General features: G+C 54.4%; 10 protein-coding genes. 3 read left to right on the top strand and 7 right to left on the bottom strand.

Annotated features, from left to right (window positions below):
• Nucleotides 1-86: 86 nt before the first annotated feature.
• Both TH19_RS10530 and TH19_RS10535 read left to right on the top strand, forming a co-directional pair.
• Nucleotides 87-1,844 carry a SulP family inorganic anion transporter gene (locus TH19_RS10530; protein ID WP_114102314.1) on the top strand — a complete coding sequence of 586 codons (1,758 nt, stop codon included), beginning with the start codon at nt 87-89 and terminating at the stop codon, nt 1,842-1,844.
• A gap of 114 nt (nt 1,845-1,958) precedes the next feature.
• The gene (locus TH19_RS10535; protein WP_114102315.1) at nt 1,959-2,744 is read left to right on the top strand and encodes an enoyl-CoA hydratase/isomerase family protein; all 786 of its coding nucleotides are present in this window, start codon (nt 1,959-1,961) and stop codon (nt 2,742-2,744) included.
• 9 nt (nt 2,745-2,753) lie between these two features.
• On the opposite strand, the gene TH19_RS10540 is transcribed toward TH19_RS10535, so the two are convergent.
• The 7 genes from TH19_RS10540 to TH19_RS10570 all read right to left on the bottom strand — a co-directional run bounded on the left by TH19_RS10540 (nt 2,754) and on the right by TH19_RS10570 (nt 11,664).
• The gene (locus TH19_RS10540; RefSeq protein ID WP_114102316.1) at nt 2,754-3,263 is read right to left on the bottom strand and encodes a DinB family protein; all 510 of its coding nucleotides are present in this window, start codon (nt 3,261-3,263) and stop codon (nt 2,754-2,756) included.
• A 32-nt stretch (nt 3,264-3,295) separates the two neighbouring features.
• Nucleotides 3,296-4,549, bottom strand: coding sequence for a multidrug effflux MFS transporter (locus TH19_RS10545; RefSeq protein ID WP_147250753.1), 1,254 nt, complete (start codon nt 4,547-4,549; stop codon nt 3,296-3,298).
• Between the two features lie 382 nt (nt 4,550-4,931).
• Nucleotides 4,932-6,341, bottom strand: a complete 1,410-nt coding sequence (locus TH19_RS10550) for a TRAP transporter large permease (RefSeq protein WP_114102318.1) — start codon at nt 6,339-6,341, stop codon at nt 4,932-4,934.
• Between the two features lie 21 nt (nt 6,342-6,362).
• Entirely contained in the window at nt 6,363-6,941 is a 579-nt protein-coding gene (locus tag TH19_RS10555; RefSeq protein ID WP_114102319.1) for a TRAP transporter small permease, read from the bottom strand.
• Between the two features lie 42 nt (nt 6,942-6,983).
• Nucleotides 6,984-7,973 (bottom strand): TRAP transporter substrate-binding protein, encoded by a 990-nt coding sequence (locus TH19_RS10560; RefSeq protein WP_114102320.1) that lies wholly within the window; start codon nt 7,971-7,973, stop codon nt 6,984-6,986.
• 296 nt (nt 7,974-8,269) lie between these two features.
• Nucleotides 8,270-9,694, bottom strand: coding sequence for a sigma-54-dependent transcriptional regulator (locus TH19_RS10565; RefSeq protein WP_114102321.1), 1,425 nt, complete (start codon nt 9,692-9,694; stop codon nt 8,270-8,272).
• On the bottom strand, nt 9,694-11,664 hold the full coding sequence (locus tag TH19_RS10570; protein WP_258547910.1) for a sensor histidine kinase: 1,971 nt from the start codon (nt 11,662-11,664) through the stop codon (nt 9,694-9,696). The genes TH19_RS10565 and TH19_RS10570 overlap by 1 nt, the downstream gene beginning before the upstream one ends.
• 286 nt (nt 11,665-11,950) lie before the next feature.
• Here TH19_RS10570 and TH19_RS10575 point away from each other — a divergent pair, with 286 nt between their 5' ends.
• Nucleotides 11,951-12,958, top strand: coding sequence for a mitochondrial fission ELM1 family protein (locus TH19_RS10575; RefSeq protein ID WP_114102323.1), 1,008 nt, complete (start codon nt 11,951-11,953; stop codon nt 12,956-12,958).
• Nucleotides 12,959-13,012: the final 54 nt, after the last annotated feature.

The raw sequence follows: 13,012 nt of genomic DNA on the forward strand, positions 1-13,012 counted from the left end.
GAAGTCCTGAGATGAATATTGCGGCTTCCCGATTTGCCTGCGGGGAGCCGTTTTGTGCAATCACTGTCACGAGGTTGCCAGATACCATGAAGACAGCAACACCACCCAAAAGCCGCGCTGCCGGTCCGGGATTTGTTGAGCTTTTTACCCCGAAACTGATCACGGTTTTACGGGAAGGCTATGGTCTTGCGCAGTTGCGCGCCGATGCCATCGCCGGACTGACGGTTGCGATTGTGGCCCTGCCTTTGTCGATGGCCATTGCCATCGCATCGGGGGCAAGCCCGGCACAGGGTCTGTATACAGCGATCATCGGCGGTATTCTGGTATCACTTCTTGGTGGAAGCCGCTTTCAGATTGGTGGGCCGGCGGGGGCCTTCATCGTGCTTGTTGCGGCAACGGTTCAGCAACACGGAATGGATGGATTGTTGCTGGCAACAATCCTTGCCGGATTGATGTTGGTTGTGATCGGTTTTTTGCGGCTGGGAACCTATATCAAGTTTATTCCCTATCCGGTTACGGTCGGTTTTACAGCCGGAATTGCCGTCATCATCTTTGCAAGCCAGATCAAGGATCTTCTGGGATTAAAGCTGTCGGGGGGTGAACCCGGGCCGCTTCTTGAAAAGCTGCCCGTCATCTGGGATGCCTTGCCCGGAACGGATTTGACCACGGTCGTTCTGTCGGGACTTACAATCGTGGTGATTGTCGGTCTGAAGCATCTGAAGCCGCATTGGCCCGGGATGCTGATTGCGGTGGCCTGTGCTGCCATGGCGACAGCCATGCTTGATTTGCCGGTTTCAACAATCGGCAGTGTTTTTGGCGGGATACCGGGGTCCTTGCCGATCCCGTCACTTCCGGAAATCTCGGCGACCAAGATGCAGGCTGTTTTGCCCAATGCCATTGCGTTTGCGCTGCTTGGCGCGATTGAGTCTTTGCTGTCTGCTGTGGTTGCGGACGGGATGACGGGGCGGCGGCATCGTTCGAATTGTGAGCTGGTTGCACAGGGTGTCGCCAATGTTGCATCGGGCCTGTTTGGCGGCATTTGCGTGACCGGAACGATTGCCCGTACTGCAACCAATGTCCGTTCCAAGGCACATGGGCCGGTTGCCGGGATTTTGCACGGTGTTTTCCTGTTGCTGTTCATCCTGATTGCTGCACCTTTGGCAAGCTTCATTCCGCTTGCATGTCTTGCCGGTGTGCTGGCGGTGGTTGCCTGGAACATGATCGAAAGGCACGCAATCATCACATTGTTACGGTCTTCGCGTGGTGATGCCGCTGTTTTGCTGACCACATTGTTGCTGACGGTTTTTCGCGACCTGCTTGAGGCGATTGTGGTTGGCTTTGCTTTGGGATCGGTTTTGTTTATCCGCCGAATGTCAAACATCGCCGATGTCGAAAGTGACACGCCATTTGTTGCCGAAGACCGCGCCGATAGTCAGGTTTCCGTGCCAAAGGATGGAACTGTTTCGGCTGGCGATCCGGATGTTGTTGTTTTCCGCATTTCGGGCGTGTTTTTCTTTGGGGCCACGGCGGCGTTCGGATCGGTTCTGGATCGCATTGGTGATACACGTCGGGCGCTTATTGTCGATTTTTCCGCCGTTCCATTTCTGGACTCAACAGCGGCCAATACGCTTGCCGGGCTGGTACAGAAGGTGCGTGGACGGGGCGGGTATATCGTTTTTTGTGGCACAAAGCACGATATCAGGCGTGATCTTTTCGTGCATGGCATGAAGCCACCACTTGTCCATTACGAAGCCGATATTGATCAGGCCGTCACCTGGGCCAACAAGCGACTTGATAAAACGGTCAATGCAACAGCGGGGCTGGCCGACAAACATCACGCCTGAATTCAAAATGCGATGAAGTTGTTGTCTTATATTGGCAAATCGGTTGTTTCGGTTTATTCGGTATAGTTATACCGATTTAAGCTGTGTCAAACAGCAAGCCCCAAAGGAAATGTCATGACCGATCAAACCGGATTGAATGTCGCCATTGCAGATGGCATCGCGACCGTCACCATTTGTCAGCCCGAACGCAAAAATGCCCTGACAAAACCCATGTGGGGCACGCTTGCCAATATTGCAGAGAAACTGTCTGACGATCTTGATTTGCGTTGCATCGTCATTCGTGGCGGCGAGGGGGCTGGTTTCGGTGCCGGTGCCGATATTCATGAATTTGTCCGCGAACGGGCAGGGTTTGACAAGGCGCGTGATTATGGGCTTCTGCATGCCGAGGCCCTGCAAGCGATCCAGAATTGCATCCATCCGGTGATTGCCGCGATTGATGGCCCGTGCATGGGGGCATCCTTTGTTCTGGCATCGGCCTGTGATCTGCGCATTGCGGCGGATAACGCCAAATTTGCTGTCCCGCCGATGAAACTTGGCGCGACGCTTGGCTATCCCGAGCTTGAGATCATGCTTGATCTTCTGGGCGAGGCAGCCCTGTTTGAAATTCTGCTTGAAGGCCAGATGTTTGATGCCGAACGCGCACGCGAAATCGGTTTTGTGGCCCGTCACGTGCCGATTGCCGATTTCGATGCCGAGATCGATAAAACCGCGCATCGTATCGCCGGTGGCGCGCCGATTACCCAGCGCCTGCACAAGAAAATGATCAATCGCCTGCGTCAGGGCGGGGCGATTGATGCCCGTGAATTTGATGAAGGTTATCGCGCGTTTGACAGCGCGGATTTCAAGGAAGGATACACCGCCTTCCTTGAAAAGCGTAAAGCCGTCTTTACCGGGAAGTAATTGCGAATATCACAATGGCAGATCGGGCGTCAGGGGTACGTCCGTGATGCCGTAATCAAGTCCCATCTTGTGCAATTCACTGGTGATTTGTGATCTGTGATGGGTTTGATGATTGAAAAACTGGATCAGGAATAATGGTCGGGGCAGGTTGCGGGTGATGCCGTCTACGCCGGTAAATTCACGAAAACCGTCCTGCCAGTCACAATCGTCCGAGGAGACGAATGCCTCAATCTCGGCATCCAGTTCACGGCGGATTTCACGCAGGGTTTCAAAATCATCGGCGACCTGTGTATGGGCGTCATAGACCGGGGCTTCGCCGGTTTTCATGATGCCCAGAATGCGGCGGTCAATATGGATAAGATGATTGAGCGTCGCATCGATTGATTTGAAAAACATGCCGCGATCACGTGCGCGTTCTTCAGCCCCGATCTGATCGCAAAGATCATAGAGAACCCGGTTTTGCCAGCTGTTGTAAACAGCCATGCAGCGGCCGTAATCGTTGAAACTCATCTTTGCCATGATCGCGGGGCTCCTGTTCTATGCTTTGTTATCTATTCTGCGCTGTTTGTTGCGGCTGCTTCGCGCAGGCTTGCGGTGACATCGGATGGCTTGGCTGCGGCAACGAAGTGAACCATGACATTGGTGAAAATGCCAAAGCCCAGCATCGATAAGGTAACCGGCAACAATGTCCCGTCATGGAAATGGCCGATGACCATACCGGCCAGTGCACCTGTTGCAAACTGGATGGTGCCCATAAGGGCAGTGGCGGTTCCCCCGATATGGGGGAAGAACTGCATGAAGGATGCGGTTGCGCTCGGCGCGGTCAAACCGATCATACCGACCGAGATCATCACCAGCGGCACAACAACATAAAGGCTTGGCTCGAAAATATTGACCGCAACAAACAATCCGACGACCGCTGCAAGCTGAAGGGCGGTTGCGATTTTAAGGATCTGGTGCAGTTCATAACGTCGCAGCAACGGGTTGTTCAGGCGATTGCATATGACGATCACCATGACATTGGCCCCGAACAAATAGGGGAACTGTCCGGGTGTGACGCCAAAAAAGTCGATATACATGAACGGGCTGTCGGTCAGGAAGCTGAACATCACCGCACTTGCCCCGGTATGGGTCAACATAAAGCCAACCGCCTTGCGGGTGCGCAGAACTTCCAGATAGGTCCACCAGACGCGGCGTGTCGGTCCGGCATAATGCGGGCGATATTTGGTGGTTTCGGGCATCTTGAACCAGACAATCACCAGCATCAGGCTGCCATATCCGATCAAAAGGACAAAGATCGCCTGCCAGCTAAACCAGACCAGAAGAACAGAGCCGACCGTTGGCGCGGCAAGCGGCGCAATCATCATGATCACGGCAATCAGCGCAAACATCTGTGCCGCTTCCTTGCCGTCATAAAGATCACGTACAGATGCCCCGACAACCACAAGGGCAAAGCCCCCGCCAATCGCCTGCACAAAGCGCATGATGTTAAGCGCACCGGCACTATCAACACCGGTGATAATTGCGCTGGTGATGATGTAAATCACCAGTCCGATCAGGGCGACGGGCCGACGACCAATGCGATCAGACAAGGGGCCGCCAATCAATTGGCCAAGGGCAAAGCCGATCAAAAAGGTACTGATCGATACTTCAACCGCATGGGTTGCCGCGCCAAAATCGGCCGCCATTGCCGGGATCGCGGGAAGATAGGTATCAATGGCAAAGGGTGCCGTTGCAATCAGGGCTGCAAGCAGTAATGCCAGACGTTTGGGATCGGGTCTGTTGTCAGGCGTAACATGTGCCATGGGGCTGCATTCCGTTCCGTTTGGTGGCAAGTGGGGCGCATATTCCGCGATTGCCGGTGCGTCATGACGTTCGATTGCCAAGGGCGGGGCGCAAAAGGCCGCGTTCAATTCTGGACGCGGCTTGGGGCTGAACCCTGATCAATAAGGCATATTGGGTGGCGTCAATGCTGCGTCCGGGCCTGCGCAACCAACTGGTGCGCCATCGGGGACTGCAACCTGAAACGATTCAAGAGATGCCATTATCCACAAGATTGGTGTTTTTTCCAAGTATCTCAATTTGATCGCCCGGAATGGCTGCCATGCGTACAAACGAAAAAAGGGCGACATCGATATTTGATGCCGCCCTTAAGTGGTCTTTCTTGGGGAAAGACTGTTTTATGAATTAGTGGGTCATGATCCGTTCCGGCCCCATAAGGGTGGTCGGAAGCCATGTGGATATGGCCGGGACATAGGTAATCAGAACCAGGAAGCCCAACAGGATCAGCAACCACGGGAAGGCGGCCTTGACGACCTTAAGCAACGGCATCCCGGTGATCCCGGATGTTACAAACAGGTTCAATCCGACCGGCGGTGTGATCATGCCGATTTCCATATTGACCACCATGATGATGCCCAGATGGATCGGATCAATGCCCAGCTGCATGGCAATCGGGAACAGGATCGGCGCCATGATCAGAAGGATCGCCGATGGTTCCATGAAGTTGCCGGCAATCAGCAGAACGATGTTGACGACAATCAGGAAGCCCCATGCCGGAAGACCCCAGCCAATGATGGTTTCTGCAATGGTGTGCGGGATACGTTCGGATGTCAGAACATGGGCAAACAGCATCGCGTTGGCGATGATGAACATCAGCATGATGGTGACTTTGCCTGCATCCAGAAGAACGTGACGCACATCCTTGTCAAAGGGCAGCAGCACAAGCGCCTTGCCCATTTTCGGCAGGTTATAGGCCATGACATTGCCGAAACCGGTTTTGCCGTTTGCAGGGGTCCAGGAAAGATCCTTGATCGGGCCCATGTCGCGGTAAAACAGCACGGCAACAAACATGGCATAGAAGGCGGCAACGGCGGCCGCCTCGGTCGGGGGAAAGACCCCGCCATAAATGCCACCCATGATCAGGATAACCAGCAAAAGCCCGCCGGATGCGGAAAACAGTGCGCTGCCCCATTCGCCAAGGGTCGGGCGCGGCTGGCTTGGCAGTTTCTTGATGCGTGCAACGATATAGATCGCAATCATCAGCAACAGGCCAACCATGATGCCCGGAATAACCCCGCCCAGGAACATGCGGCCAACTGAAACCTCGGTCGCGGCTGCGTAAACCACCATGACGATGGATGGCGGGATCAGGATGCCAAGTGTTCCGGCGTTACAGATCACGCCCGCAGCAAAGCTTTGCGGGTAACCTGCACGAACCATCCCGGCGATCACGATGGAGCCGATGGCAACAACCGTTGCCGGGCTTGAACCCGAAACAGCAGCGAACAGCATACAGGCCAGAACCGATGCCATGGCAAGGCCACCGGGGAACCAGCCCACAGTATCAATGGCAAAGCGGATCAGGCGGCGGGCAACGCCACCGGTCGACAGAAATGCCGATGCCAGAATGAAATAGGGAATGGCAAGAAGGGTGTAATGTTCCATCCCGCCAAACAGCTTTTCGGCCAGCGTGGCAAGGCTGTCATCACCAAACATCAAAATGGTGGCAAGCGACGATACGCCAAGCGAAATGGCAATCGGTGCGCCCATCGCCATCAGGCCGAACAGCAGGATAAACAGAAATGCAATTGTCATGAAATATGTCCCCCGCGCGGCTTATGCGTTTGGCTTTGACGCGCTGGCGGTCTTGTCGCCATCTGCGGTCCCATCGCCAGCATGATTAAGCTGGTCAATGGCTTCGCGTGCTTCGTCTGCCAGGTTAAAGCCGACCTGTTTGCCGGTGATGATGCGCCAGCCCACCTGTGCCAGACGGAACGCCAGCAATGCAGCGCCAACCGGCATGATCAGATAGACAAACCACAGCATAAGCGGGCTGTCCTCGGCTTCCATTTCAAGCATGTGGTTGAAGCTGACCAGTTCCCAGCCACCAATGATCAACCAGCTCGAATATAGAATGCCCGTGGCAACCACGATCAGGCCAATGACGCGCTGAACCCGATCCGGGAACAGGCGAACAAGGGCATCGACACCAATATGCGAGCCAACCTTGACCCCATAGGACATGCCAAACAGGATCAGCCAGGCAAACAGAAACTCGGTGATTTCCAGCGCCCATGTAAGGCCGGAATTAAAGACATAACGCATGACGACGTTTACAAAAGTAAGCGATGTCATGGCGGCGAGCAGGAGGGCAATAATGCCCTCCTCCAGCCGGGTAACGACCGTCGAAATCATCGTAAACGGCCCTTTTCCGAAAATGGTTGGAAAAAGTGTGGATCAGTTACACGCAGCAGCGGCGTCGATGATGTCCTGACCGATATCGCCAGCGAACTCATCCCAAACCGGCTTCATTGCGGTCTGCCACTTTGCGAAATCTTCCGGAGATACGGACAGGATCTCGGTTTCGCCGGAATCGATGACTGCCTGACGCTGTTCGGCGGTCAGATCAGCCGACAGGCCGTTGGCATATTCGGATGCTTCGTTCATAGCCTGGGTCAGGCCGTCACGAATTTCCTGGTCCAGACCATCCCACCACTTGGTCGAGGTAACGACCATATAGTCGAGAAGACCGTGGTTGGATTCGGTGATGTAATCCTGAACTTCGAAGAACTTCTTGGAATAGATGTTCGACCAGGTGTTTTCCTGACCATCAACAACGCCGGTCTGAAGGGCGGAATAGGTTTCCGAGAACGCCATTTTCTGCGGAACAGCGTCGATTGCTTCGAACTGTGCGGCAATCACGTCAGAGGACTGAATACGGAATTTCAGGCCTGCGGCATCTTCCGGAAGGCGCAGCGGCTTGTTTGCCGAAAGCTGTTTCAGGCCGTTGTGCCAGTAACCAACACCGGTCAGACCTTTGCCAGACATGGCATTAAGCAGTTCCTGACCTTTGGCACCGTTCTGGAAGCAGGAAACAGCATCCATGTCCTTGAACAGGAATGGAAGATCATAGACCTGCAGTTTTTTGGTCCATTTGCCGAATTTCGCAAGCGACGGTGCGCCGAACTGTACGTCGCCGCGCAGAATGGCCGGAAGGACCTTGTCGTCGTCAAACAGCTGCGAGTTCGGATAGATTTCGATTTTAACCTTGTCGCCCAGAATTTCTTCAGCGCGTTTTTTGAAATATTCCGCACCCTGACCTTTCGGGGTGTTCGGCGCAACAACGTGCGCAAATTTGATAACTTCCTGTGCGGATGCAACGTTGGCACCCATCAGGGCAGCGGCAGCAACACCAGCTGCAAGAATATGTTTGGTGATAGGACGCATTAGAATGTCTCCCTTTGACTGGCTTATGCGTTTTCCCGTAAGCGCGCCTTTTGTGGCGTCGTTTTGAAACGCCGTTTGGCGCTGTGCCGTAATCAGCAAGGTGCGGGCCAGTTTTGGGAATTCCGATTTAACTTATAAAAATCAGATGCTTATGGTGGCTTTTGTATTGCTGCAATGCGGTGTAAATCATTGATTTGTTGGCTATTTCGCACATAATATTTTGCTTGATGTGTGGTAATTCACACAGTTGTTTTGTCGTCAATCCAAGGCGGAGTTACGGCAAAGAAAAAGCCCGCCTAATTGGCGGGCTCGTCGTCCGAAGCGCTGCGTGTGCGCCTGAATTCGGCTGGTGTAATTTCGTATTTGGTCAGCTTGTCATAAAATGTTTTGCGCGGCACGCCCAGCGCACTGACCGTGGCCGTGACGTTGCCTGCATGTTCACGAAGGGCCTCGGTAATCAGGCTGCGTTCAAACGCCTCGACCTGTTGGGGCAGGGTCAGGCCGCTTTGGGTATTGGCGTCGTTGCCGCTGTTAAGGGGATCAAGGCCAAGGACCCGCCGTTCCGCGGCGTTGCGCAGCTCGCGGACATTGCCGGGCCAGTCATAGGCAGTAAATTGCGCCATTTCGGCGGGGGTTACCAGATTGACCGGGCGTTCAAACCTTTTGGCGGCATCGCGGCTGAAATGTTCAAACAAAAGCGGGATGTCATCCTTGCGGTCGCGCAGGGGCGGGATGTGGAGTTGCACGACATTAAGCCGGTAATAAAGGTCTTCGCGGAATTCCCCGCGTGATGATGCCGCCCGAAGATCGGTTTTGGTTGCGGCAACCACGCGCAGATCAATCGGTTGCACCCGGTTTGATCCCAACCGTTCAAGGGCGCGTTCCTGTAAAACACGCAACAGCTTGATCTGAAGGGCAAGGGGCATGCTTTCGATTTCATCGAGGAAGATCGTGCCCTTGTCGGCAAATTCAAACTTGCCGATACGCTTGTGATCTGCCCCGGTAAAGGCACCGGCTTCGTGACCGAACAGCTCGGATTCAATCAGGTTTTCCGGCATGCCGCCGCAATTGACCGCGACGAACGGGCCGCTACGGCCCGACATTTCATGCAGATTACGCGCAATGACTTCCTTGCCTGCACCGGTTTCACCATTGATCAGGACATGGGCATTGGTGCTGGCGACATTGCGGATCAGGGTGCGCAGCTTTTCCATTGCCGGATTGCGGCCGATAAAGTCCGATGCATTTTTGGTGTGGCGGGCAAGCTCGATCCGCAATGTCCGGTTTTCAAGGATCAGCTGGCGGTGGCTCATTGCGCGTCTGGTGATGTCGACGAACAAATCCGGGGCATAGGGTTTTTCGATAAAGTCAAATGCACCGCTTTGCATGGCTTTGACAGCCGTTGCGACATCGCCATGCCCGGTCACCATGATCACCGGCATATCGGGATCGATTTTTTTAACCTCGGTCAGGAATTCAAGCCCGTCCATCTTGGGCATACGGATGTCGGAAACAACAACGCCGGGCCAACCTTTGCGTAGATGGGCAAGGGCAGATGCCGCGTCTGGAAATACTTCGACATGGATATCTGCAAGTTCCAGCGTTTGCTGTGCGGCTTCACGCACATCGGCGTCGTCATCAACAAACAGGACACAATTGGCAATCGCTGACACTGACTTTTCCTTTGACCCTGATCGGCAATCAGGGGACGGATGGTGCATCAGGCCTGATCGCGGTGTGCATCAACGGGGGATGCATATTTTTCAAAGGTTCTATCAGGACCGGCCATCGTCGTCGAGATGCTGTTTTCTTCCGCGTTTTCGTCAATATCTTCCTGACGAAGCTCAATCACAAAAGATGATCCGCCATTTGGGCGGTTTTCCGCACGGATGGTCCCGCCGAAGCTTCGAATGATGCCATAACAGATCGAAAGCCCCAGTCCCAAGCCATCGCCGAACGGCTTGGTGGTAAAGAACGGGTCAAATATTTTGGGCAGGTTTTCCGGCAGGATACCATGACCATTGTCGTTGACCTTGACGATGATCCGGCCTTCGCGCTCGATGATTGATATGTCGATACGCGGGTCTTCAATGTTCTGGCAGGCATCGGCTGCGTTGCTGATCAGGTTGGTAAAGACCTGTGTCAGCTGGTTGGCCTCGGCAATGACGGGGCGCAGGTCATCTTCGTGGCTAAGTGAAATGTTGGATGCACCAGTTCGGCCGGTTTCAAGAACCAGATCGATGGCCTTTTGCATTTGCTTGGGGACATCAACCAGATGGTTGTCCTGTTCGGGGCGGCGTGAAAATGTCTTGAGGTTATTGGTGATCCGCCCCATGCGGTCCGTCAGTTCGGAAATCCGTTGCAGGTTGCGTCCTGCGGTTTCCTCGTTGCCGCGCGCAATGAATTTAAGGGCATTTTCCGCATAGCTGCGAATGGCCGTCAGGGGCTGGTTGATTTCATGGGCAATGCCCGCAGACATCTGACCAAGGGCGGCAAGCTTGCTGGTCTGGACCAGTTCGGCCTGTGCAGATCGCAGGGCGTCTTCGGTGCGCGACCGTTCGGTGATTTCCTGTGCCAGTCGCAGGTTGGTGCTCATCAAATCGGCGGTGCGCAGGCGGACCTGGCGTTCAAGTTCGCGTTGGGACCAGTCGCGAATTTCAAGCTGTTCAAGCATCGCCCGGCGTCGTTGCAAGATGATGAAAACCAGACCGGTGAAAATGATATGGGCGGCACCGCCCATCAGACCGGAACTGATCACTGATTTATCAAGCGCGGACTTGTCGGTCAGAAGATACATCCGCCACCCTTGGGTGGGCAGGGTGCTGCCCGTCACAAGATAGGTGGTCTTTGCCGGTTCCGGTTTGGCGTTTTCCGAACGTGCTGATCTGGCATTCGGTTCGGGCGCGACACTTTGATCGCCGATATCGCGCGGTGTCACACCAAGCGCAAGCGTGCCAAGGTCATTACCCTTGGGCCATGCACCGGAAATCAGGGGCATCGGATCAAGCGGTGAGTCGCCATATTTGCGCGATGCAATCAGGCGCGGGCGATCCCGCGATGGCAAACCGTCAAGATCGCGGAACCGCCATTCCGGATGGGATGCAATGATGACAACACCGTTTTCATCGGTCACCAGAACGCTTTCACTGCCGCGTGCCCAGCGTTGGACAAGGGCTTCGAGGTGGGTCTTGACGATCACGGCACCCTGAAACGTTGTGCCGTCCGGCCGCACAGGATGGGAAATGTAATAACCCGGCACATTCGATGTGATCCCGAATGCAAAGTAATGCCCGGTGATGCCCATGCGGGCCTGCTGGAAATAGGGGCGGAACGAAAAGTTGCGCCCGATAAAGGATGCCTGGCTGTTCCAGTTGCTGGCCGCAATCGTGGTGCCGGCCTTGTCCATGAAATAGATGTCAGACGCGCCGCTGTCGGTTGTCAGGCGTTCAAGATAGACATTCACCGCCGATGCGGTTTCCGGATCGGCATCAAGGGCAAGATCAATGATGCGCTTGTCAGAGGCCAGCGTAATCGGAAGATATTCATGTTCCTTGATCGCACCCTGAAGGTTGGAACGATACAGTTCCAGCTTGTTGCGTCCGTCTTCGGTGATGTCGATCAGTTTGGTTTCGCGCCAGAATTCGGTGACCAGCCAAACAGTTACAGGCAACAGGGCAAGCAGGATGCACAAAACAATCCTAGATGTTTTTTTGACTGAACCCGATGTGCCTAGCATTCTGCCCACGCTTGATTAATCCCGTTTTCCCACACTAAAGAATAGGTGGGGACGCGAGATTAAATTACAAAATTGTTTCAATTCCCAGCACCAAATTCATGACTTGGCGTGGATGCTTGATAAACCCGCAATCTGACTGTACCTATCAGGGCAGGGCATCGACGCCAGCATGGTAAACGATTATGATCTGCTGTTACGCGCACCCCAAAGAACAATAATCAAATCAGGAAAGTTTCCCTGAATGTCCGAGCAAGATACGCATCTGATCTGGGTTCTGGCCGATGATCGTGCCGGGAATGTCAATCAGGCAATCGGCGTGGCCGAGGCACTGGCACAACCCTTCAAGCGTATTGATATCGGTTACACAAAGCTCGCGCGCCTGCCCAATATCATCCGCGGGACAAGTTTGATGGGCGTTGATGTTCCATCGCGCACCCGGCTTGTCGCCCCCTGGCCCGATCTTGTGATATCGGCCGGGCGTCGAACAGCCCCCATTGCCCGGTGGATTAAAAAACAAAGTCGCGGTCATACCCGGATTTGCCAGATCATGCGCCCCGATTGTGGCGAAGGTGCCTTTGATCTGATTGCCGTACCGGCCCATGATCGGATGACTATCCGCGAAAACATCCTTGAAATTCCCGGTGCCCCGCATCGCGTGACCGAAACCCGTTTATTGATCGAAGCCGATACCTGGCGTCCCCAGTTCAAGGGGCTTCCGACACCGCGCTTTGCGGTGATTGTTGGCGGCAACACCAAGAAATCGGTATTCACGCGTGACATGGCCGACGAACTTATCTCAAAGGCGATCGAGGCGGCCCGTGCGGTTGATGGCAGTCTGATGGTCACAACAAGCCGCCGTACCGGACCTGAAAACGAAGCCCTGATTGCCGAACGTCTCGAAACATCGGGTCTGACCTACCATCTGCATGACTGGATGTCGAAAAACGAAAATCCGTATTTCGGATATCTGGCCCTTGCCGATGTGCTGATTGTAACCGGTGATTCCGTTTCTATGTGTTGCGAGGCCGCGGCCGCCCCCGGCGGGGTTTATATCTATGCCCCGGATGGGTTGGCTTTGGATCGGCACAAGTTGTTGCACCAGTCGCTTTATGAAGGCGGCTATGCCTGCCCGATGCTTGCGGGTAGCGAACTGGTTCCGTTCCGTCATCCTTCCTTGCAACCAGCCCGTCTGGTTGCACAACGCTGTCTGGAACTTCTAAGTGCAACAGAAAGCCGGACTTCAATATAACGCCTTGATTCCGCAAGGGGTATAAGGTCTATTCGTGCGGCCCCAATCAATCAG

It is taken from the genome of Thalassospira profundimaris (assembly GCF_003326675.1).
Classification (GTDB): domain Bacteria; phylum Pseudomonadota; class Alphaproteobacteria; order Rhodospirillales; family Thalassospiraceae; genus Thalassospira; species Thalassospira aquimaris.

Coding starts and splice junctions, on each gene's coding strand:
- TH19_RS10530 (WP_114102314.1), top strand. CDS start 87: ATGAAGACAGCAACACCACCCAAAAGCCGCGCTGCCGGTCCGGGATTT.
- TH19_RS10535 (WP_114102315.1), top strand. CDS start 1,959: ATGACCGATCAAACCGGATTGAATGTCGCCATTGCAGATGGCATCGCG.
- TH19_RS10540 (WP_114102316.1), bottom strand. CDS start 3,263: ATGGCAAAGATGAGTTTCAACGATTACGGCCGCTGCATGGCTGTTTAC.
- TH19_RS10545 (WP_147250753.1), bottom strand. CDS start 4,549: ATGGCACATGTTACGCCTGACAACAGACCCGATCCCAAACGTCTGGCA.
- TH19_RS10550 (WP_114102318.1), bottom strand. CDS start 6,341: ATGACAATTGCATTTCTGTTTATCCTGCTGTTCGGCCTGATGGCGATG.
- TH19_RS10555 (WP_114102319.1), bottom strand. CDS start 6,941: ATGATTTCGACGGTCGTTACCCGGCTGGAGGAGGGCATTATTGCCCTC.
- TH19_RS10560 (WP_114102320.1), bottom strand. CDS start 7,973: ATGCGTCCTATCACCAAACATATTCTTGCAGCTGGTGTTGCTGCCGCT.
- TH19_RS10565 (WP_114102321.1), bottom strand. CDS start 9,694: ATGCACCATCCGTCCCCTGATTGCCGATCAGGGTCAAAGGAAAAGTCA.
- TH19_RS10575 (WP_114102323.1), top strand. CDS start 11,951: ATGTCCGAGCAAGATACGCATCTGATCTGGGTTCTGGCCGATGATCGT.